The 21427-nt window shown below is 34.2% G+C and carries 21 protein-coding genes and 3 pseudogenes; 23 read left to right on the forward strand and 1 reads right to left on the reverse strand.

Annotation, left to right across the window (positions count from 1 at the left end; all coding sequences use genetic code 11):
• Window positions 1–16: 16 nt before the first annotated feature.
• Window positions 17–274 carry a 30S ribosomal protein S20 gene (gene rpsT, locus AB5359_RS01685; RefSeq protein ID WP_003647133.1) on the reverse strand — a complete coding sequence of 86 codons (258 nt, stop codon included), beginning with the start codon at window positions 272–274 and terminating at the stop codon, window positions 17–19.
• Between the two features lie 193 nt (window positions 275–467).
• Here rpsT and rpsO point away from each other — a divergent pair, with 193 nt between their 5' ends.
• From rpsO to AB5359_RS01800, 23 genes and pseudogenes are all read left to right on the forward strand, one after another.
• Window positions 468–737 (forward strand): 30S ribosomal protein S15, encoded by a 270-nt coding sequence (gene rpsO, locus AB5359_RS01690; protein WP_003647135.1) that lies wholly within the window; start codon window positions 468–470, stop codon window positions 735–737.
• A 160-nt stretch (window positions 738–897) separates the two neighbouring features.
• Window positions 898–2673: a ribonuclease J gene (locus AB5359_RS01695; RefSeq protein ID WP_003648634.1), complete on the forward strand. Its 1776-nt coding sequence runs from the start codon at window positions 898–900 to the stop codon at window positions 2671–2673.
• On the forward strand, window positions 2673–3530 hold the full coding sequence (locus tag AB5359_RS01700) for a hypothetical protein (protein ID WP_048686487.1): 858 nt from the start codon (window positions 2673–2675) through the stop codon (window positions 3528–3530). Before AB5359_RS01695 ends, AB5359_RS01700 begins: the two co-directional genes overlap by 1 nt.
• A 177-nt stretch (window positions 3531–3707) precedes the next feature.
• Entirely contained in the window at window positions 3708–4898 is a 1191-nt protein-coding gene (tuf, locus tag AB5359_RS01705) for an elongation factor Tu (RefSeq protein WP_003648636.1), read from the forward strand.
• 158 nt (window positions 4899–5056) lie between these two features.
• The gene (gene tig / locus AB5359_RS01710; RefSeq protein ID WP_039156275.1) at window positions 5057–6406 is read left to right on the forward strand and encodes a trigger factor; all 1350 of its coding nucleotides are present in this window, start codon (window positions 5057–5059) and stop codon (window positions 6404–6406) included.
• A 143-nt stretch (window positions 6407–6549) separates the two neighbouring features.
• Complete coding sequence (clpX, locus tag AB5359_RS01715; RefSeq protein ID WP_368279971.1) at window positions 6550–7815, forward strand: ATP-dependent Clp protease ATP-binding subunit ClpX; 1266 nt, start codon at window positions 6550–6552, stop codon at window positions 7813–7815.
• A complete protein-coding gene (yihA, locus tag AB5359_RS01720; protein ID WP_048686489.1) occupies window positions 7815–8399 on the forward strand; it encodes a ribosome biogenesis GTP-binding protein YihA/YsxC in 585 nt (194 codons plus the stop codon). The genes clpX and yihA overlap by 1 nt, the downstream gene beginning before the upstream one ends.
• Before the next feature lie 213 nt (window positions 8400–8612).
• The gene (locus AB5359_RS01725) at window positions 8613–9089 is read left to right on the forward strand and encodes a low molecular weight protein-tyrosine-phosphatase (protein WP_003648640.1); all 477 of its coding nucleotides are present in this window, start codon (window positions 8613–8615) and stop codon (window positions 9087–9089) included.
• Window positions 9089–9603, forward strand: a pseudogene (locus tag AB5359_RS01730) (hypothetical protein). The gene AB5359_RS01725 and the pseudogene AB5359_RS01730 overlap by 1 nt, the downstream one beginning before the upstream one ends.
• Window positions 9604–9838: 235 nt before the next feature.
• A complete protein-coding gene (locus tag AB5359_RS01735; RefSeq protein ID WP_048686493.1) occupies window positions 9839–10369 on the forward strand; it encodes a DUF4767 domain-containing protein in 531 nt (176 codons plus the stop codon).
• Between the two features lie 97 nt (window positions 10370–10466).
• Complete coding sequence (locus AB5359_RS01740) at window positions 10467–11735, forward strand: hypothetical protein (RefSeq protein WP_048686494.1); 1269 nt, start codon at window positions 10467–10469, stop codon at window positions 11733–11735.
• A 67-nt stretch (window positions 11736–11802) separates the two neighbouring features.
• On the forward strand, window positions 11803–12468 hold the full coding sequence (locus AB5359_RS01745) for a DsbA family oxidoreductase (RefSeq protein ID WP_048686495.1): 666 nt from the start codon (window positions 11803–11805) through the stop codon (window positions 12466–12468).
• 117 nt (window positions 12469–12585) lie between these two features.
• On the forward strand, window positions 12586–13440 hold the full coding sequence (locus AB5359_RS01750; protein ID WP_048686497.1) for a hypothetical protein: 855 nt from the start codon (window positions 12586–12588) through the stop codon (window positions 13438–13440).
• A gap of 204 nt (window positions 13441–13644) precedes the next feature.
• Window positions 13645–14121, forward strand: coding sequence for a hypothetical protein (locus AB5359_RS01755; protein ID WP_048686498.1), 477 nt, complete (start codon window positions 13645–13647; stop codon window positions 14119–14121).
• Between the two features lie 247 nt (window positions 14122–14368).
• On the forward strand, window positions 14369–15373 hold the full coding sequence (locus tag AB5359_RS01760) for an LCP family protein (protein ID WP_048686499.1): 1005 nt from the start codon (window positions 14369–14371) through the stop codon (window positions 15371–15373).
• A gap of 6 nt (window positions 15374–15379) precedes the next feature.
• Window positions 15380–16240, forward strand: a complete 861-nt coding sequence (locus AB5359_RS01765) for a YveK family protein (protein ID WP_368279973.1) — start codon at window positions 15380–15382, stop codon at window positions 16238–16240.
• A gap of 10 nt (window positions 16241–16250) precedes the next feature.
• A pseudogene (locus AB5359_RS01770) lies at window positions 16251–17019 on the forward strand (CpsD/CapB family tyrosine-protein kinase).
• Between the two features lie 5 nt (window positions 17020–17024).
• Window positions 17025–17795: a tyrosine-protein phosphatase gene (locus AB5359_RS01775; RefSeq protein WP_048686505.1), complete on the forward strand. Its 771-nt coding sequence runs from the start codon at window positions 17025–17027 to the stop codon at window positions 17793–17795.
• A 25-nt stretch (window positions 17796–17820) separates the two neighbouring features.
• On the forward strand, window positions 17821–18129 hold the full coding sequence (locus tag AB5359_RS01780; RefSeq protein WP_368279974.1) for a sugar transferase: 309 nt from the start codon (window positions 17821–17823) through the stop codon (window positions 18127–18129).
• A 47-nt stretch (window positions 18130–18176) separates the two neighbouring features.
• Window positions 18177–18497: a sugar transferase gene (locus AB5359_RS01785; protein ID WP_368279989.1), complete on the forward strand. Its 321-nt coding sequence runs from the start codon at window positions 18177–18179 to the stop codon at window positions 18495–18497.
• 3 nt (window positions 18498–18500) lie between these two features.
• Window positions 18501–19279: pseudogene (locus tag AB5359_RS01790) on the forward strand (DUF4422 domain-containing protein).
• 21 nt (window positions 19280–19300) lie between these two features.
• Window positions 19301–20284, forward strand: coding sequence for a glycosyltransferase family 2 protein (locus tag AB5359_RS01795; protein WP_368279975.1), 984 nt, complete (start codon window positions 19301–19303; stop codon window positions 20282–20284).
• 29 nt (window positions 20285–20313) lie between these two features.
• A complete protein-coding gene (locus AB5359_RS01800; protein WP_368279976.1) occupies window positions 20314–21426 on the forward strand; it encodes a glycosyltransferase family 1 protein in 1113 nt (370 codons plus the stop codon).
• The last annotated feature ends 1 nt before the right edge of the window (window position 21427 follow it).

Here is a 21427-nt window from a genome sequence, read left to right on the forward strand (position 1 = left end):
AGTGTCAAGCAAGTGATTACTTGTTAGCAGCCTTCTTAGATAAGCGTGACTTATCACGGTTAGCCTTGTTCTTAGAAATAAGACCTTTAGAAGCAGCCTTATCTAAAGCACGTGCAGCTTTAACTTCTAAATCGAGGACATCTTTTGCGTCATTTTCAACAGCTTCGTTGAATTTTCTTACAGCAGTTCTCAATTTACTTAATTCAGCAGCATTGCGCTTGTTAGCAGTAGCAGTAGTCTTAACACGTTTAATTGCTGATTTAATTTGTGGCATCAAAATCACCTCGATAAAATAGATTTACTCGTTAATTATACTTAATAGAAGCTTTTGGTGCAAGGTAATTTGGGCTTGCTTTTTTAAAAACTTCAATGTAATATTATTATTTGTTGGAACCATTAACGCTGTTTTCCCGCCGCCGACGGTTAACGTTGTTAATGGCAATTATTTAAAAGAGAGGTATTTTCTAATGGCTATTTCAAAAGAAAAGAAAGATGAATTAATTAAAGAATACGCACGTCACGATGGCGATACTGGTTCTCCAGAAGTTCAAATTGCACTTTTAACTAGTGATATCAACAACTTGAACGCTCACTTAAAGGCTAACAAGCAAGACCACCACTCATACGTTGGCTTACTTAAGAAGATTGGTCACCGTCGTAACTTACTTCGTTACTTGAAGAACAAGGATATTCAACGTTACCGTGATTTAATTAACAAGTTAGGTTTACGTCGTTAATCTTAATAATTCATAAGCCTCAGCTACTCTTTGTCATAAAGAGTAGCTTTTTTGTTTCTTTCAAATTCATATAAGTATATGGTAAAATTAATTAGATTAACTTCGTTTTGATCATTAAGATCCATAAATAATTTAAGTAAATATAGAAAGAAGCAAGAAAATGTCACAAAAGATTAAGATAATGATCTTGGGCGGCGCACGTGAAAATGGTAAAAATATGTACGCTGTTCAAGTAGAAGACGAAATTTTTATTATGGATGCAGGTTTAAAATATCCTGATTCATCGTTACTTGGAATTGATGTCGTAATCCCTGACTTAGATTTCTTCCGTGATTATGGTGATAAGATTGCCGGTATTTTCTTAACACACGGTCATGCTGATTCAATTGGTGCTTTGCCATATATCTTAAGAGATTATGATATTCCAGTCTTTGGTTCAAAATTAACGATTGAATTAGCTAAGATTGCTGTCCAACGTGAAAATAGACGTCGTAAAAATGACTTATTCCATGTTATTGATGCAGATACAGAAATTGAATTTAAGAATGCAAATGTATCTTTCTTTAAGACTACGCACTCAATTCCAGATTCTTTAGGTATTGATATTTCTACTAAAGAAGGAGAAATTGTTTACACTGGAGACTTTAAGTTTGATCCATCAGCAAAAGACGGTTTCCGGACTGATTTTGTACGCTTGTCTGAAATTGCACAAAAAGGCGTTTTAGCATTACTTAGTGATTCAACTAATGCTGAAGCTAACTTTCCAAACGATCGTCAGACTAGCATTGAAAAGTATATTTTTAATATATTTGAAAACTATGACGGCCGCATCATTGCGGCAGCTAAAGCATCGAATATTGTCCGTGTCCAAGAGATTTTTCAAGCAGCAGCAGCAACTGGAAGACACGTTTTCTTAACTGGCAGAGATGCGGGTAAAATTGTCTACACTGCCATGAAATTAGGCTACTTAAATGTCCCTAAAGGCTTGTTAGTTCATAGTAAAGATTTAAAGAAGATTCCTGATAAAGAATTAGTGATCTTAGAAACTGGTCGCATGGGTGAGCCACTTAAGTCACTTCAAAAAATGGCAACTAACCGCCACCGCATGATCAAAATCAAGAAGGGTGACTTGGTATTTATCGCTACTACTCCTTCTCATTCAGTTGAAACAATGGTTGCTCAGACAAGCGACATGATTTACCGTGCGGGTGGTACGGTTAAAGAACTTGGTAGAGATAAGCATACTAGTGGACACGCAACCGGTCGTGATTTGCAATTGCTAATTGATACATTGAAGCCTAAGTTCTTAATTCCAGTTATTGGCGAATACCGTTTACTTGAAATTCATAAAGATCTAGCAATTGAAGCTGGAATGAATAAGAAAGATATTTTCTTACCACATAATGGGGATGCTTACGCTTTAGAAAAGGGTCGTTTCTATCGTACCGATGCTGTTCCTGGTGAAGATATCATGATTGATGGTTCTGGTGTTGGGGACGTTGGTAACATTGTTTTAAGAGACCGTGAAGTTTTATCTGATGATGGTGTCTTTATCGCTGCTGTTACTATCGATAGAAAGAAAAAGAAAATCATTTCAGAACCACGTGTTTCAACTAGAGGTTTTGTTTACATTAAGGCTAACCATGCTTTGATGAATGGTGCTTCTGATGTAATCAAAGAAGCAGTTAACAATAACTTTGAACATAAGAAATTTGACTGGACTGAATTAAAGCAAGATGTTCGTAATGATGTTGAAAAGTATCTTTACAAGCAAACAGGTCGTCGTCCGGTTGTTTTGCCAGTTGTAATGGAAGTTAACCAAAATAGACATCGTGCAATGGCTAGACGAAACAACCAAGAAAATAATTCAGAAAAGCGTCAAAATAGAAGAAGTTATCATAAAAAAGATTCAGAACAAAAGAAGGCAAAAGCATAATGACACATGCAAGCAAAGACAATTTTTTGCTTTTAGCTAAGGAAGCTAAAGAACATAATGACTTGCCGCAAGCTAAACAATATTTGCTTGAAGCTTTACGATTAGGCCATGATTCAGATATTGTTTGTGAGTTATGTGAAATATACTTAAGCCAAGAGAAGGGAGATCAGGCATATTCTTTAATTAAAGAGGAGCCTGACCTTTTTTCTAATAAGAAGGTTTACGACACTTATCTTAAGATTTTGAAGTTTCAGCATTATGCAATTGAAGCTAAGCAATTAGAATACTTACTTGATAAAAAGTTACCGCTCAAGATTGAACCAGTTAGCCAAATTAAGCAGCTAGAAATAATGAAAAATTTTAAAAAGCTTAAGTATATTCAGGAAAGAGATTATTTGCTCTTATACTGTTTAAGCGTAGAAAATTTTACTAATCTAGCAAAAAGTATTTTGATAGATCCATCTCCTAATTTTGCATTACGGCTTTCATTATGCGAAGACTTGGTGAAACTTGGAGATAACGAAAAAATTCAAGTTTATATTTTGGGAGAATCAAAAGAGTTTATTCCTAAGGAAACAGACTTACTTGAGAAAAGTCCAATTTATCGAGAAGTTTGCGTAAGTTTAGCTGATTATTTTAGACAGGATCCAAGCAAATTACCTTTAATGATTGGCGAAATGAATGTTTGTTTAGGGATGCTCTATCCACGGCTAAGAGATTATATTAAAGATCCGGACCAATTTGCTCATGATTTCAGAAAATATCTTGAGAAAAAAGAAGGCGGAGCAAATCAGAAACTTCTAAATAAAATATATGAATATTTGGCATATGAAAAAGCAACAAATTCTGATTTTTAGTCCCGATATTGAGCAAAAAAGGTTTACATTTTCTCTGGATCTAGTATAATCAATAAAGGATATTTTCAAAGGGGTACGAGCTAGGCTTTTACCTTTGAAAGTAGTATAATAATCAACAGAGAATTATCCGTTACTTACTCAACGGACTTCTTGCAAATTTACAGGAGGGTCATATTAATGGCAGAAAAAGAACATTACGAAAGAACTAAGCCGCACGTTAACATTGGTACTATCGGCCACGTTGACCATGGTAAGACCACTTTAACTGCAGCTATTACTACTGTTTTGGCAGAAGACGGTTTGGCACAAGCTGAAGATTACTCACAAATCGATGCTGCTCCAGAAGAAAAGGAACGTGGTATTACTATTAATACCGCTCACGTAGAATACGAAACTAAGAATCGTCACTACGCTCACATGGATGCTCCAGGCCACGCTGACTACATCAAGAACATGATTACTGGTGCTGCACAAATGGATGGTGCTATCTTAGTTGTTGCTGCAACTGATGGTCCTATGCCACAAACTCGTGAACACATCTTACTTGCTCGTCAAGTTGGTGTTAAGTACATCGTTGTATTCTTAAACAAGGTTGACTTAGTTGACGATCCAGAATTGATCGACTTGGTTGAAATGGAAGTACGTGACTTGTTAACTGAATACGATTACCCTGGTGACGATGTTCCTGTTATCCGTGGTTCAGCTTTGAAGGCACTTCAAGGTGACCCAGAACAACAAGACGTTATCAGAAAATTAATGGAAACTGTTGACGAATACATTCCAACTCCAGAACGTGATACTGACAAGCCATTCTTAATGCCAGTTGAAGACGTATTTACTATCACTGGTCGTGGTACTGTTGCTTCTGGTCGTATCGACCGTGGTACTGTTAAAGTTGGTGACGAAGTTGAAATCGTTGGTTTAACTGACAAGGTTGAAAAATCAACTGTTACTGGTTTGGAAATGTTCCACAAGACTCTTGATCTTGGTGAAGCCGGCGATAACGTTGGTGTATTGCTTCGTGGTATTGACCGTGACCAAGTTGAACGTGGTCAAGTTTTAGCTGCACCTGGTTCAATCCAAACCCACAAGAAGTTCAAAGGTCAAGTTTATATCTTGAACAAAGATGAAGGTGGTCGTCACACTCCATTCTTCTCAGATTACCGTCCACAATTCTACTTCCACACTACTGATGTAACTGGTAAGATTGAATTGCCAGAAGGTACTGAAATGGTTATGCCTGGTGATAACGTTGAATTCACTGTTGAATTGATCAAGCCAGTTGCCATTGAAAAAGGTACTAAGTTTACTATCCGTGAAGGTGGTAAGACTGTTGGTGCTGGTCAAGTTACTGAAATTCTTGACTAATTCCAGACTTCTTAAAAAAGATGTATCTTAGGATACATCTTTTTTTTATTCAAAAATTTAATAAATCTCTCTCTGGATTTGTGTTTTAGCAGCGTTTAGGGTAATATAGTTAAGTGTGCAATAGCAAACCCAAATTTGACATCGGAGGTATTTAATTAATGTCTGTAAAATGGGAAAAGACCGGTAAAACATCCGGTGAATTAACTTTTGAAATCTCACAAGAAGAAGTAAAAAAAGGCTTAGATCAAGCTTTCAAACGTGTTAAGAAGAACTTACGTGTACCTGGTTTCCGTAAGGGACACGTTTCTCGTGTTGTTTTTGACCAATTTTATGGTGAAGAAGCTCTTTACGAAGATGCTTTAAACATTGTTTTACCAGAGGCTTATGCTGCTGCAGTTAAAGAAGCTGGTATTGATCCAGTTGGTCAACCACAAATTACTCCTGTTTCAATGGATAAGAACAAGCCTTGGGAAATGAAGGCTACTGTTTCTGTTAAGCCAGAAGTTAAATTAGGTGACTACAAGGGTATCGAAGTTCCTAAGCAAAGTACTCGCGTTTTAGTTAAAGACGTAGATGCAGAATTAAACAAGCGTCGTGAACAAAATGCTGAATTAGTATTGAAGGACGGTAAAGCTGCTAAAGGTGATACTGTTACTATCGACTACACTGGTACTATTGATGGTAAGCCATTTGATGGCGGTAGTGCTCAAAACTACTCATTAGAATTAGGTTCTGGTACTTTCATTCCTGGCTTTGAAGATCAACTTATTGGTCACAAGGCTGGCGATGATGTAGACGTTGTTGTAACCTTCCCAGAAGATTACGGTGCAAAAGACTTAGCTGGTAAAGAAGCACACTTTGCTACTAAGATTCATGAAGTGAAATCTAAGGAATTACCTAAGTTAGATGACGAGTTTGCTAAAGACGTTGATGATTCAGTAGAATCACTTGATGAATTAAAAGATAAGATCAAGAAGGACTTGAAGAAGCACAAGGAAGAAGACGCAAAAGACGCTATCCAAGATGCTGCAATCAAGGGTGCAGTAGAAAATGCAACCATTGATGAAGTTCCTCAAGCAATGATTGATGAAGACGTTCAAAACCAATTGAACCAATACTTGGGCAACATGCAACGTCAGGGTATTGATCCAAAAACTTACTTCAAGTTGACTGGTACTACTGAAGCTCAATTACGTGAACAATTAGCTAAGGGTGCTGCAGAACGTGTTAAGACTAACCTTGTTTTAGAAGCAATTGTTGCTAAAGAAAAACTTGATGCAAGTGCTGATGAAATTAAGCAAGAAATTAAAGACTTAGCACACGACTACAACATGGATGAAAAAGTTGTTCGTCGTAGCTTGAGTGATGACATGCTTAAGCATGATATTGCTATTAGAAAAGCAATTGATTTAGTTGCTGACAAGGCAAAGCAAGTTGCTAAGAAAGCTACTAAGAAATCAACTGCTAAGAAGTCAACCAAAGAAGACGAAAAAAAGGCTGATAAGTAATAGTTGATAACTAGTTAAAGAAAAGGCGGCTATGACAGTCGCTTTTTTCTTTACTATCAATTAATAAGACAATTTTCTTTACTCTGCCAAAGTGAACTGCTAAGCTTATTTTGACATAAAGTAAGTGAAAAGGAGGAAGGCTCATGGCTAACGAAATTACTGAACAAGAAGAAGTAAAATGTTCTTTTTGCGGTAAACCACAGTCACAAGTTAAAAAAATTGTGGCTGGAAATGGAGTCTACATTTGTAACGAATGTATTGATCTTTCCAAAAAAATTATTGATGATGAATTAAAAGCAGATTCTATCAAAGAAACCAAAGATCTGCCTAAGCCAATGGAAATAAAAAAGCAACTAGATGAATACGTAATTGGCCAAGATCGTGCCAAGAAGGTCCTTTCAGTTGCTGTTTATAATCACTATAAACGTATTAGTCAAATGGATATTGATAGTTCTGGAACTGAATTGCAAAAGTCAAATATTGCTTTGATTGGGCCAACTGGTTCCGGTAAGACCTATCTAGCTCAAACTTTGGCTAAAATCTTGAATGTCCCATTTGCTATTGCAGATGCAACAACTTTAACTGAAGCTGGTTATGTTGGTGAAGATGTAGAAAACATCTTACTTAAATTATTGCAAAATGCTGACTATGATCTAGAACGTGCACAGCGCGGAATTATTTACATCGATGAAATTGATAAGATTTCTAAAAAAGCAGAGAATGTTTCAATTACGCGTGATGTTTCTGGTGAAGGTGTACAGCAATCTCTTCTTAAGATCTTAGAAGGAACTATTGCTTCTGTTCCACCACAAGGTGGACGTAAGCATCCACAACAACAGATGATTAAGATTGATACTACTAATATCTTATTCATTGTTGGTGGTGCATTTGATGGCATTGAAAATATCGTTAAGAATCGTCTTGGCAAGAAGACGATCGGTTTTGGTGCTGAAAATGGTCTTAATCAAGTAGATGCAGACGACTGGCAAAAGAATCTTACAACTGGGGACTTAGTTAAATTTGGCTTGATTCCTGAATTTATTGGTCGTATTTCGATTATCACTACACTTGATAAATTGAGTACTGAAGACTTAATTAGAATTTTGACTGAGCCAAAGAATGCTTTAGTAAAGCAATATAAGAAATTGCTGTCTCTTGACAATGTTGATCTTGAATTTACTGATGGTGCTCTTAAGGCGATCGCTGATATGGCGATTAGTCGTCATATGGGTGCACGTGGATTACGCTCAATCGTTGAAAATTCATTGATGGACGTAATGTATCGCACGCCAAGCGAAGATAATATTGAGAAGGTAGAAGTTACCAAGGATGTTATTACTAAGCATGCGCAGCCTAAGATTACTTATAAAGAGAATGAGTCTCAAGAAACAAGTAAGGCGGCTAAATAATGAAAGTCGTAGATACAGAATTTGTAATTAGTGCCGTTTCCGAAAAGCAATATCCTAAGGATGATCTGCCAGAGTTTGCTTTAGCTGGACGTTCAAATGTTGGTAAATCGAGCTTAATCAATACTATTGTTAATCGTCGTAAATTAGCTCGTACTTCTCAACAACCAGGTAAAACTCAAACGCTTAATTTTTATAAAGTAAATAATGAGCTATATTTTGTTGACGTACCAGGTTATGGCTATGCGAAAGTTTCCAAAAAGCAAAGAGCTGCTTTTGGTGAAATGATTCAGGATTATCTTGAAACTCGCGCTGACTTGAAAGGGCTTGTCCTTTTAGTTGATGCGCGTCACGATCCAACTGCTGATGATATTAATATGTTTAATTATGCACTCTATCTAGATATTCCAATTTTGGTTGTAGCAACTAAGATGGATAAACTTAAGAAGATGGAAGCAAGCCAAATTAAGCAGAAGATTGGTAAGAGCCTAGATTTAAAACAAGAGAATGTATCTTTTTTACCATTTTCTAGTGTTTCTAAACTAAACGTGGATAAATTCTGGGACTGGATCGAGGATAAAATGTAATTTTAAAAAATTGCATAATTTAATGATTAAATCCGTCTAACTTTGTTATAATAAAAGACGTTGAAAATATTGAACTAATAATATTTCAACAACCTTTGAAAAAAGAAAAATACCGGTTGGAGCTGATAGACTCTAATCGGTATTTTTTCTTGCTTAAATAAATGAATTAGCTTTAGAATTGAAATATATACTTTAAAGAAATAAGGGAGAAAAATGACTAAGAAAATCTTGTTTGTTTGTCATGGTAATATTTGCCGTTCACCAATGGCTGAATTTATTACTAAGAAAATTGTCAAGGATCTGGGTAAGGAAGATGAATATGAAATTGCATCTGCTGCTACAACTGAAGATGCAATTATTGGCGGCGTTGGACACGATATTGATGTACGTTCACAAAGAGTGATGAATGAACATGGTATTCCTTTTAATCATCGTCAAGCTAGAAAAATGGTTAAAAGCGACTACGCTAAGTATGATTATATTGTTGGTATGGATGAAGAAAACTTTTTTGATATGAATCACATTTCGGCAGGAGATCCAGAAAGAAAAGAATATAAACTCTTATCTTTTACTGGTTCAATGATGGACGTAGATGATCCATGGTATACGGGTGATTTTGAGGCTGCATATCAAGATATTTATCGCGGCTGTGAAGCTTTGATTAATAAGATTGAAAAGTCAGGCAAATAATGCAAGTTTTACCAATTTTTTTAATTATTTTAGCGGTAGTAATTATGGGGTATATTTTTACTTCTAAAAATCGCTTTTACTTCTTGAAGGCAATTATTTTATTTTTGGTGTTACTAATTTTTAGTACCATTAACTTTTTAATCTTTTTCGGTATTGCTGCTTTATTTATTAATCGAATCCACGATATGAAGCTGGGAAACCTGTTCCTGCTTTTGGGAGCCCTGGTCATTCTTTCAGGTCTTTTTCTCTATGAAGGATTGAAAAATTCAATAAGTTTCATCAGATTTCAGAGATCACATTAACGTTAATTGAATATTGCATTCAGTGGTCGCTGATTTATGTTACGGTGTATCAATCAATTTTCAATAATATTGCTAAAATTCATACCATTACCAAGATGATTAAAACTGTCCGTATTTTAAATCCAGATCTTTTAGTAGTGATTGTTTTACCATCATTTATTTCAATTTGGATTTCGGTTGTGCTTTTGAAAAAATATCAACATGATTTGTAAAAGATAGTCTTATAGATGAAAATTTAACTGTTATCATGAAAGGTGTGCCTGCAAAAGAAAATTTAATTGCAGCAATTAACAGTATCAGAAGACTAACTAATCTCTGATTATTAAGTTTCTTCTATTTAAAGTGTAATTTCTTAAAAGTGAAATTACACTTTTTCTATAAGCTTAAAAAGCTCCAAAGATCAAAATTAAATGGTAGGATAATAATGAAAGAAAAGGAGAAACGCCTATGAAAAAAATATTACTAATGAGTGCAGTAGCCCTCAGTTTAATCGGGGCTAGTGCTTGTTCAAATAATTCAAATTCGACTAGTAATAGTAGCAAAAAGAGTTCAAAAACTGTCCAAAAGAAGCACTGGGACAAAAAGAAGGATCAAAAACTTGCTAAAGAAATGGATAAATATGGTAAGAACAAGAAGCAAACTTACACTAAATATGATGGTAAGAATAAGCTGACTACTGCAAGCCGCATTTATCCGGATGCCTTCAAAAAAGATACTTTTAAACTAAACGGTAAAAAGATTAGTATTGGCTGGAGTCCTCAAGGCGAGCATCATTATGACTATGATGTAATGGCTATTTATAATCATGACTTGACTAAAGATGGTCAACATAGGACTTTTCTTTTCTGCTGGCACAAGCAAAAGCCGATTGTCCTGGTAGATGAATCAAGTAAAGGCAATGTTGTTAACTTACATGTCAGCCAAGATAAGTCATTAAACGGTAGTTTTTCAAACATCATGAATGGTGAAAATATCTAGCCGAAAAGTCTGCGTCTGGCAGACCTTTTTGTTTCTAAAAATAAATATCCGTATAATAGATGACAAGTGAGATGATTGGAATAGGTAGGGAATAAAAATGTTAAGTAAGAGAATGAAAGAATTGCTTGATATGGTGTATGAAACACCGAATACAATTGATCTAGCAATAGTTGTACAGACGCCTAATTTTGAAGAAACCTTCATTAGTGATAATTTGAGGCGTTCTTATCAACCAGCAAGAGCTGAAGGGCTAATTTTTAGGTTGATTGGCACTTTTGTCCAAAAACTTGACTTAGATTATCATGAATTTATTGATGTCTTAAAAGGCGACTTAGAAGATGATCTCTTTGACGTAGACGCTATGAGAAAGTTAAAACGTCCTAGTCAGAAGCTTTCTGAGGATAAATTTAAGAAAGCAGAAAAGCGCGTTGAAGATGTAGTTGATTTTGCAGAAGAATTAGTCAGTGAAGGAGCAATTGGCGATTACGTATTAGTAGTTAACTATACTGACCAGCTGGGGGATGTTTTTTTCCATGATACTAGCGATCAAAATATGTCGACTTATCATGATATTCAAGTCATGTTAATGGAATATGCCAACCGCCAGCTTCTTAATCCAGTTGCGGTCATAAAAGACTTAGAGAGAAAGCGCCCAGCTCCAGCTAAATTACTTAATAAGTCTGCTTTTGAAGATCGAGAAATTAATGGCTTTAAGATAGAAGATTTTTGGCAAATTTACCGTGTTCCTTATCAAGGCGGTCAGTTTGATTTAGAAATTCCAGAAGGTCTGCGCTTTGAAAAAGTGTTAATTAAGTATAGTAAGAATTTGCAGCGTTTAGATTTAACTTATTTCCTCTTATTTGTTAGAACTGACCGCTATGTTTATCTAGTCACCCCGGCTTTTAAGACTGAGGATGACTTGGTAGAGGCTTTAGCAGGATATTTGACTACGCTAGAAGTTAACATGGATTTTACTGATGAAAAATTTAAAGAGATCAGCGATATGATGCTTGAAGAGAAGTCCTACTTAGGCTTAGTCCACGGCGGGGATGTCGCATATGCCATTGATTTGCCGGTAAAACGTGAAATAAATGATGGTCAAGAAATTCGTAAGCAAATTAATGATGTTTTTAGTGATTTGTTGACTTATCAAAAGTTAGACACTGTCCATGATTTTTATTTATTTGCAAATGTTAAAGAAAATAATTTCACTGGTGGGATGATGAAAGAAAATAACCTAACTAGTTACTTATTGAACTTCGTTGAATTATTAGCATATTTGACTCATATGTACCCAAATCTAGCACCAAAGAAGATTATTGACTTGGTTGCGACTAAAGAAGAATTAAAACGCAAGCGGAAATAGTTGCTTTCTTTGCTCAAAGTTTCTATTGTAAAAGTGAGAGTGTAATTAAGAGAAAGAAGAGTTGAAAATGAGAATTTCCGTTTGGAGCGATTACGCATGTCCATACTGCTACATTGGTGAAACTTACTTACAAAGAGCAATTAAAGAATTAGGTGTTGAAGACAAGATTGAGTATGACCTTAATGCTTTCCAGATCGACTTAGATGCACCAAAATCAACTAAGAATACGAATGCTGCTCTCTTAGCTTATGAAAAGGCAATGCCATTAAGTAAAGCAAACGCAGCTTATGATCACGTTAAAACATTAGGCAAAGCAGCAGGTCTAACAATTAATGAGGCAACTGCTTATAACACTAACACGATGGATGCTCACCGAATGGTTCAATGGGCTAAGGACACTTACCATGATTCTAAATTAACTGCAAATTTAGCTGATGATTTATTCTATGTATACTTTACTGAAAATAAGGAATTAGCCGATCATAAAGTACTGCTTGAAATTGCAAAAAAGAACAATTTAGACATAAATGAAGTAAAGAAGTTATTAGAATCAAGTAATTACCGAGATGTTGTTATGCAAGAAGAGGCTGACTTGCAAAGCCGCGGTATTCAGTCAGTACCTTACTTTATCATTAATGGTCAGCAATTTGATGGTGTTCAAGATGTTTCAACCTTTAAGACAGCGATTGGAGCAGCCTTAGGGATGAAGCCAGCAGAGTTTTTGAACTTTTAGAAGTTATTTTAAGATCCTACGTTTTTATAAGCGTAGGATCTTTTTTATATGGTGATTTTCTGGTATTATTATAGTTCTGAATAATATCTGTTATATAATTTTGAAAAGGAGATGAAAATGAAAAACAAACTAAATCTTTTTAACGTTGGACTACCAGATAATGAAGACTTAAATAACTGGTCCAAAGATCTAATTAGGCAGAGATTAGAAACCACAGCAATCACGTCGGACCTTGTACCATTTGTATCTGAAAATTCAAACTATGAATTAAATGAGAATATGGTAGCTCTATATGATTTCCATCAAAGACCAATTAGAGGAAAATATCAGACAATAATTTTTGATAAAAAAGATGGTATTATTTTATGCCAGAAAAACAGCCGTCAGTTGATTAATCATTTGTTAAAAGATCAAATGATTTTAGGAGCGGTTTTACAAAAGAAGCTGCAAAAAGAACTTGGCTTTTATTATCGTCACACAATTTCTTTAGGAGAGATCGCTTATTTTTCAATGAGAGCTCATTCTGAAAAGCATACTTCCTGGATTGGTTTGCATCATATGCAGACAGTACAGCAAGAAGATGGAAAAGTAACTTTTTCTTATCAAGAGAATGGCTGTAGTTATAACTTTGAGTTTGAAGATTGTGCGCCGCACTTGTATAAGCGGTTAGCTGAGGGGATTACTCATAATCATGTTTTGGGACAGATGCTAGTGAAGTATGCTAATTCGCATGGCTTTCATTTGAATCTCTGCAAGTGCCGAAAGAATAACTTGGTTGCTAATCAAGAATACTTTTACTTAACTAAAATTCAGAATGCCATGAACTTAACTGAGCTTGCTGAAGAAACAATTGAAGAATTTCACAAAAATTATGGTCGCCATTGTGCTGACTTTTTTGATATCAAAGATTGGCAAGTGCAGGACCATAACTTGATTTATCGATTGTCTAGAAGAATTAAATCAATCTTGTAACACGCTTTTTGAGCGTGTTTTTTCTTTACCAGAAATTGACAGGATAAAGAGCGAAGCTGAGGGAAAGGAGTTAGTAAAGAAAAGATAGAAAGTTAGAGTTGACTAGGTTTTGCGCTGCCTAGCTCTTGGATTTTGATACGACTTTGTTCTTGATATGATGCTCAATGCACAAGCGCTTGTGACATTACTTAAAGGAATGGTCACATGATTAGAGAAGAAAGTTTTATTAAAGCATGGGAAAATCGTCGTTTAGTTGGTGGAGCAATTAAGGCAGCCGGCGTAAGGCGAGATTATCAAGACTATGCTGATTTATTTCAAGATGGTGTTTTGATTTATGCAGGGATGATTGAAGAAAATCCAGATCAAAATATTGATAAGCTAGCTTTTAAAAAGATTCTTTGGCATACGCTAGATGAATTAAGAAAGATTCAGCGCCGAGAAGAGAAAAATCAAGAAATAGATAACGCACAAGATTTTTCAAAACTTGAAGTTGATTGGGATAGCTTAGTTGTTTTGAAGGATGAAGTTAAGAAGTTAAACAAGATTGAGCGACTTTTGTTCTTTGAGCATTTGCTGGCGCAAAGAGAAATTTCTGGATTGGTTGAGCGGGCGGGATGCTCCAGAAGAACCTTGCAGAGAGTGAAAAAAGATTTGCTTTTAAAATTACGAAAATCACTGTAAAAATAAGTAAGATCCTCTCTTAAATAAATAACATAATGAGTTTTTAAACGAAGTCATATTGATTTTATGGGGGGGGGTGAAAGTATACTTATATGCGTGAAGGTGGTTAGATCGCTATTTAGAGCATGTTTTATATTTAATAAAAGTGTTTTTTTATGCTAATTGTGAATTTTCTATGAATTTTCAAATATTTTTTGTATAATGATTTTTAGTGTTACTAAAAAACGAAAAATAAAAGAGGAATAAAATGGATCATAATAATAGTGATAATGAATTAAGACATCGCTCACATCATCACCGTCATCATCGACGTAAAAAGTTTTGGCGTATCTTTTGGATTGTATTAGGTGTTTTCCTTGTGGTGGACATCATTGCGGTTATTATCGCTTGGCACAATATCCATGTTGCCACTAACAATATGTATAATCCGATGAGTAACGAAATTAGTGATCGAAAGGTTAGCGACACCCTTAAAGATAAAAAGCCAATGAGCTTGCTTTTATTAGGAACAGATACAGGTGAATTTGGCCGTTCTTACAAGGGTAGAACTGATACCATCATGATGATGGTAATTAACCCTAAGACTAATAAGACTACAGTTGTTAGTTTGCCTCGAGACATGAAAGTTAACTTACCGGGTTATCCAGATTATTCACCAGCCAAGATTAATTCAGCTTATACTTATGGTGGTGTAGACGAAACTGTCAAAACGATCAAAAAGTACTTCAATATTCCAACTGATGCTTACGTAATGGTAAACATGGGAGGATTAGAAAAGGCGATTGATCAAGTTGGAGGAGTGACAGTTAAGTCACCATTAACCTTTGATTATGAAGGTTATCATTTTACTAAGGGCGCAACTTATCATATGAATGGGAAGAAAGCTTTGGCATTTAGTAGGATGCGATATGACGATCCTCAAGGAGATTATGGGCGTCAAGAGAGACAAAGACTTGTAATTATGGCATTATTAAAGAGTTCCATTTCTTACAAGACAGTCGTAAACCAACCATTCTTGAACTCAGTTTCTAAGCAAACCATGACGAATTTAACTTTTGACAATATGGTTGCTTTAGCTCAGAATTATCGTCATGCAACTGATAATGTGACTACTGACTACGCTCATGGACAAGGCGACTGGGAAGGCGGCGTTGCCTATGAATCAGTTAGTCAAGCAGAGTGTCAAAGAATTAGTAATAAGTTACGAGCTGCCTTAGGGCTTAAGCCGGAAACCTTAAAGACAGGAGAATAGGAAAAAGTGGAAAACAGTACAAAAACTGAAAATACAATCGATTTACGTAGATTATGGATGCTCCTTCGAGCACATATCTGGTCTATTATTTTATGGGCAATTGGCTTAGGAGCAGTTGGTTTTATCTTAGCTGCTTTTGTGGTTGAACCTAAATATACTTCAACTACTCAAATCTTAGTTAACCAGAAGCGTAATGAAAATGATGCAAATCAAGCATTTAATGCACAACAAGCTGATGTTCAGGTGATTAATACCTATAAGGATATTGTTACTAGTCCAGTTATCTTAAAAGATGCTTCTAAGTGGATTAAGAACCCTACTGAGGTAGTAAAGCCTGCTAAGAAGGCTAAATACAGAACTTTGGCAGATGGTACTAAGAAATTAGTTAGTCCAGCAGAACCAGCAGTAGTTAGAAGAGCTGGTCGTGGATATAATGTTAGTGCTAAAGAAATGCAAAAAGCCGTTTCTGTTACTACACAACAACAATCACAAGTCTTCACTATTAGTGCTAAAAGTAACGATCCTGAAAAGACTCAGGCAATTGCAAATGCGGTAGCTCAGACATTTAAGAGTAAGATTAAGGGCATTATGAATGTTAATAATGTAACTATTGTGTCTCCAGCTACACGTGGTATTAAAACTTTTCCAAAAACTACACTCTTTACTTTAGCTGGAATCGTACTTGGCTTAATTATTGGTGTTGCGTTAATCGTTTTACGTGATTCATTTAATACTACAGTAAGAGACGACGATTACTTGACTAAGGAATTAGGTTTAACTAATTTAGGTCATGTATCACACTTCCACTTATCTAATAATTTTAGTATTAACAATAATAATAATTCTGGTAAGAAGAAACGAGTATAGGAGCGTATAAATGGGATTATTTAATAGACGTAAAAAACGTGGTACTGATGAAACCATGCAATATGGTGCTAAGTTAATAACTGTAGCTAAACCACAAAATCCAGTTAGTGAACAATTTAGAACTGTAAAGACAAATATTGATTTTACAAGTGTCGATCATCAAATTAAGGCCTTAGCCTTTACTTCTGCTAATATTAGTGAAGGTAAGTCAACTGTTACAGTTAATACTGCTGTGACTATGGCTCAAGCAGGGAAGAAAGTATTACTAATTGATGCCGATCTTCATAGACCTACGTTGCATCAAACTTTTGATATTCCTAACCGAGTAGGATTGACAACAATTCTAACATCACATTCTAATGAAGTAGACATGGCAGATATTGTAAGAGAAGATATTATTCCAAATCTTTCAGTTATGCCTGCTGGTCCTATTCCACCTAATCCAGCACAATTATTGGGTTCTAATAGAATGCGGGCATTCTTAAACATGGTTAAGGAGCACTATGATTTAGTTATCTTAGACCTTGCTCCTGTTCTTGAAGTTTCTGATACCCAAATTCTTGCTGGTGAAATGGATGGAGTAGTTCTTGTTGTTCGTCAAGGCGTTACCCAAAAGGCAGGTATTGAACGTGCCTTAGAAATGCTTAAGCTAACAAAAACACATGTTTTAGGGTATGTAATGAATGACGTAAGAACGGGTCCAGATGGCTATGGATATGGCTACGGTTAATGGATATGGCTATGGATATGGTCAACAAAAAGATGGAGAATCGAAGTAGAGAAAATGGTATTAGTTGATATTCACTCACATATATTGCCAGGTATTGACGATGGATCGCCTGATTTAAATTCATCATTAGGGTTAGCTGAGGCAGCAGTGGCAGATGGAATTACTCATGCATTGATGACGCCGCATACTTTAAACGGAAAGTACCTAAATCATAAAAAAGATATCATAAAAGAAACTGCTGATTTTCAGAGAGCGTTAGAAGAAAACAACATTCCTTTAACGGTCTTTCCTAGTCAAGAAGTTCGTTTAAATGGTAATTTACCTCAAGCCTTGGACGACGATGATATCCTTTTTTGTGATGAAGATGGCAGATATATGTTATTGGAATTTCCAAGTGAAGATGTACCAACTTATGCCAAAGATATGACTTTTAAATTATTGGGACGGGGGATAACACCAATAATTGTTCATCCAGAAAGAAATTCTGGTATCTTGGCTCATCCAGAAAAATTACAAGAATTTATTGAACAAGGATGTTTAACACAAATAACTGCTAGTTCGTATGTAGGTGTATTTGGTAAAGAAATTGAAAAATTAGCTGATAGATTTGTAGAAGCAGGACAAGTAGCAACTTTTGCTTCAGATGCACACACATTGCCAAAACGAGAGAGTCGAATGCATGACGCTTATGAGAAGTTGGAAAAGACGCAAGGATTGGATGTTGCTAATAGCTTTAAGCAAAATGCGCGAAACATTATTAATTCTGATAATGTTAATTTAAATTGGAAACCTTTAAAGAAAAAGAAACGGTTTTGGATATTTTAGCTATTATATGGGGGATAGAAGCATAGTGGAGAGAGAAGAAATAAAGGAAGAGACTTTTGAAAAAATCAAAAGTGATGAAGATGGTCGTGTCTTCTATCATTTCTTTAAAAGGACTTTAGATATTGTAGTTAGTTCTTTAGCAATCATTGTTTTATTTGTTCCTAGCTTAGTAATCTCTTTTTTGATTTATCGTCAAGATAAGCACAGTCCTTTCTATGGTCAGACCAGGATAGGAAAAGAAGGTAAACCATTTAAGATGTGGAAATTTAGATCTATGGTATATAATGCGGATGAAGTACTGAAAAAAATCCAGAATTATATCAAAAATATATAGAAAATGATTTTAAACTTCCAGAAGGTGAAGATCCTCGAATTACAAAAATTGGGACTTTTTTAAGAAAAACATCATTAGATGAGATTCCACAATTTTTAAATATTTTCGTGGGACAAATGAGTTTGATTGGTCCAAGACCAATTGTTAAAAAAGAACTTGTAGAATATCGAGGTTTAGATAGAAAAATGTTTCTTTCTGTCAAGCCAGGAGCTTTAGGATTATGGCAAGCAAGCGGAAGGAGTAATGTAGGTTATCCTGAACGTTGTGATATTGAACTAGAGTATGTTAAAAAGGCTTCTTTATGGTTTGATATAGTAGTTTTCTTTAAATGTGTAATAAGTATATTAAAACAGGATGGTGCGTTTTAAAAAATGAAAAATATCCAAATTTTAGTAGCCGCTCACAAAGAGTTTCCGATGCCTAAATCTAAAGGATATATGCCAATATTAGTAGGGTCTCAGAAAAATTATAAATCGGGTATTACTTATCAAAGAGATGATGAAGGCGAAAATATATCTGAAAAAAATCCTAACTATAATGAGTTAACAGCTATTTATTGGGCTTGGAAGAATTTAAAAGATGTCGATGCTGTAGGATTGGTTCACTATCGACGTTTTTTTTCGATAAAAAGCCATATAATTTAGATAATGTTATAAATATTGAAAAAGTAGAACAACTCTTACAAAAGTATGATGTACTTCTTCCTAAAAAAAGAAATTACTATATTGAAACAAATTATTCTCATTACATTCATGCACATCATAAGGAACCTTTAGATAAAACACGCGAAATAATTGAAAAGTTATATCCAGCATATTTAACAGCTTTTGATAAAGTAATGAAAAGTAAAAAAGCACACATGTTTAATATGTTTATCATGAGGAGAGATGCTTTTAATTCATATTGTGATTTTATGTTTGGTGTACTAAATAAATTAGAAAAAGAAATTGACATATCTAATTATTCAGTGCAAGAAGCAAGAGTATTTGGATATATCTCAGAACTTTTGATGGATGTTTGGCTCTATACCACAAAAGAAAATTATAAAGAATTGTCTTGGGGGCAGATCGGGTCTAAGCATTTAGTTAAAAAAGCTATTAGTTTTATTAGTAGAAAATTTGGTATTGGTAAAAAACAGACACATTTTTAATTATATGTTATCGGAGAGAAAATGAACCCATTAATATCAGTAATTATTCCTATATATAACGTAGAAAAATACTTATCAAAATGTTTAGATTCAGTCATTAATCAAGATTATGAAAATCTTGAAATCATCCTTGTTAATGACGGCACTAGAGATAACTCACTGGCTATTGCTAATACTTACCAAAGTAAAGATACAAGAATAAAAGTGTATTCACAAAGAAATCAAGGTCTTTCAGCTGCGCGTAATATTGGTTTAGATAAGGCTAATGGAGATTATATTACTTTTATTGATTCGGATGATTATGTTTCAAAAGACTATATTTCTTATATGTATAATCTTTTGAAAAGAAATGATTTTAAATCTCCTTTAGCTATTGCGTCATTAATGGATGTATTTTCAGAAAGTGGGAAAAAAGTTAATACCGGTAATAATCAAGAATATACTTGGAGTGGAAAAAAGTGTATTGAAAAAATGTGTTATCATGATTTAGTGGATACATGTGCTTATGCAAAATTAGGGACAAAAGAATTATACAAAGATTTTCGTTTTCCAGTAGATAAAGTTTTTGAAGATATTGGATCTACATATCAATTATTTGAAAATAGTAAAACAGTTGAATGCGGGTTTAAACCGATTTATTTTTATAATATTCGAGAAAATTCTATAACAACAGATGGATTTAGTGATAGAAAGTTAGATTTGCTTGAAATGACTGATAAAATGGCTACAAGTGTAGAGAAGCTGTATCCTGATCTGCATGATGCCGTTTTAAGAAGACAAGTTTATGCACGATTTAGTACATTGAATCAAACTCTTTATGTTAAAAATAGTCCAAAAATAAAAGAATTAAGGGGAAATTTAATTAATTATATTAAAAAAAATAAAAAAGCTGTTCTTTCAAATCCTAACACTCCTAAACGTGATCATCTTGCATATAAATTTCTAGATTTAGGATTTCCTATATATAAAATGTCATGGGGAGTGTATTCTAGATTAAATAAGTAAATTCGTATGTTAAATTAAGGTGAATATGAATGTATAAAGTATTAGTGTTTGGAATTACAACAAATATTGGTGGTATTGAGTCGTTTATCATGTCATATTATAAAAGATTTGATAGGAGAAAAATACACTTCGATTTTTTATGTAATACACATGATAAGGTTGCTTATGAAGATGAATTGCAAAAACTTGATAGTAAAATTTATAAAGTGGCTATGCGAAGTGAAAATCCATTTAAGTATAAAAAAGAAATGGATAGCTTCTTTAAACAGCATGCAGATGAATATGATTGTATGTGGGTAAATGTAAATAGTTTGACTAATATTGACTATTTAAAGCTAGCTAAAAAATACGGAATAAGAAGAAGAATTATTCATAGTCACAATTCTCAAAATATGGATGGTAGGTTAAGAGAATTATTACATTTTTATAATAGAAAGCGAATTACAAAATTTGCAACAGATTTTTGGGCATGCTCACCTTTAGCTGCTAAATGGTTTTATGAAGATGATCTTTTACCAAAAGTTCAAATTATAAAAAATGCAATTGATTTGGATAGAGTAAAATTTGATCAGCAAAAACGTAAAAATATAAGAAAAGAATATAATTTAGAAAATAATTTGGTAATTGGAAATGTAGGAAGATTGCATTTTCAGAAGAATCAGAAATTTTCTATAAATCTTCTTAGAAGTTTAGTTAACAAAAATCCAAATATAAAAATGGTATTTGTTGGAGATGGCCCTGATAAAGAGGATTTAAAAGAAAAAGTTAATAGCTTAAATTTGAGAAATAATGTTATTTTTGCAGGAATTCAAAGTGATATTTCTGGTTGGTTAAGTACTTTTGATTTATTCTTATTTCCATCGAAATTTGAAGGATTACCCATTGCAGGCCTAGAGGCACAAGGAAATGGTTTACCTGTAGTTGCTTCAAAAAATGCAATTCCTAAAGAGGCTGCTTTAAATAATAATGTATCTATTTTATCTTTAGATAATGGTTATGATAAATGGAGTGAAAATATCCTTCAGTATTCTAAACTAAATAGAATAGGTTTCGAAGAGATAAAGAATAATTTTGAAAAAGCGGGATATGAAATAAATTCTGCAGTGCCAATTTTAGAAAAAAAGTTTAATATCAAGGAATAAA

It is taken from the genome of Lactobacillus sp. RTP31084st1_F9_RTP31084_210423, assembly GCF_040919545.1.
GTDB classification, from domain to species: domain Bacteria; phylum Bacillota; class Bacilli; order Lactobacillales; family Lactobacillaceae; genus Lactobacillus; species Lactobacillus paragasseri.

Excerpts from the sequence above, each read along its gene's own strand:
- AB5359_RS01725 (WP_003648640.1), top strand. The coding sequence starts at position 8,613 with ATGACTAAGAAAATCTTGTTTGTTTGTCATGGTAATATTTGCCGTTCA.
- AB5359_RS01795 (WP_368279975.1), top strand. The coding sequence starts at position 19,301 with ATGAACCCATTAATATCAGTAATTATTCCTATATATAACGTAGAAAAA.
- AB5359_RS01745 (WP_048686495.1), top strand. The coding sequence starts at position 11,803 with ATGAGAATTTCCGTTTGGAGCGATTACGCATGTCCATACTGCTACATT.
- AB5359_RS01760 (WP_048686499.1), top strand. The coding sequence starts at position 14,369 with ATGGATCATAATAATAGTGATAATGAATTAAGACATCGCTCACATCAT.
- AB5359_RS01755 (WP_048686498.1), top strand. The coding sequence starts at position 13,645 with ATGATTAGAGAAGAAAGTTTTATTAAAGCATGGGAAAATCGTCGTTTA.
- clpX (WP_368279971.1), top strand. The coding sequence starts at position 6,550 with ATGGCTAACGAAATTACTGAACAAGAAGAAGTAAAATGTTCTTTTTGC.
- rpsO (WP_003647135.1), top strand. The coding sequence starts at position 468 with ATGGCTATTTCAAAAGAAAAGAAAGATGAATTAATTAAAGAATACGCA.
- AB5359_RS01695 (WP_003648634.1), top strand. The coding sequence starts at position 898 with ATGTCACAAAAGATTAAGATAATGATCTTGGGCGGCGCACGTGAAAAT.
- AB5359_RS01775 (WP_048686505.1), top strand. The coding sequence starts at position 17,025 with ATGGTATTAGTTGATATTCACTCACATATATTGCCAGGTATTGACGAT.
- AB5359_RS01750 (WP_048686497.1), top strand. The coding sequence starts at position 12,586 with ATGAAAAACAAACTAAATCTTTTTAACGTTGGACTACCAGATAATGAA.
- rpsT (WP_003647133.1), bottom strand. The coding sequence starts at position 274 with ATGCCACAAATTAAATCAGCAATTAAACGTGTTAAGACTACTGCTACT.
- AB5359_RS01740 (WP_048686494.1), top strand. The coding sequence starts at position 10,467 with ATGTTAAGTAAGAGAATGAAAGAATTGCTTGATATGGTGTATGAAACA.
- tuf (WP_003648636.1), top strand. The coding sequence starts at position 3,708 with ATGGCAGAAAAAGAACATTACGAAAGAACTAAGCCGCACGTTAACATT.
- AB5359_RS01800 (WP_368279976.1), top strand. The coding sequence starts at position 20,314 with ATGTATAAAGTATTAGTGTTTGGAATTACAACAAATATTGGTGGTATT.
- tig (WP_039156275.1), top strand. The coding sequence starts at position 5,057 with ATGTCTGTAAAATGGGAAAAGACCGGTAAAACATCCGGTGAATTAACT.
- yihA (WP_048686489.1), top strand. The coding sequence starts at position 7,815 with ATGAAAGTCGTAGATACAGAATTTGTAATTAGTGCCGTTTCCGAAAAG.
- AB5359_RS01735 (WP_048686493.1), top strand. The coding sequence starts at position 9,839 with ATGAAAAAAATATTACTAATGAGTGCAGTAGCCCTCAGTTTAATCGGG.
- AB5359_RS01700 (WP_048686487.1), top strand. The coding sequence starts at position 2,673 with ATGACACATGCAAGCAAAGACAATTTTTTGCTTTTAGCTAAGGAAGCT.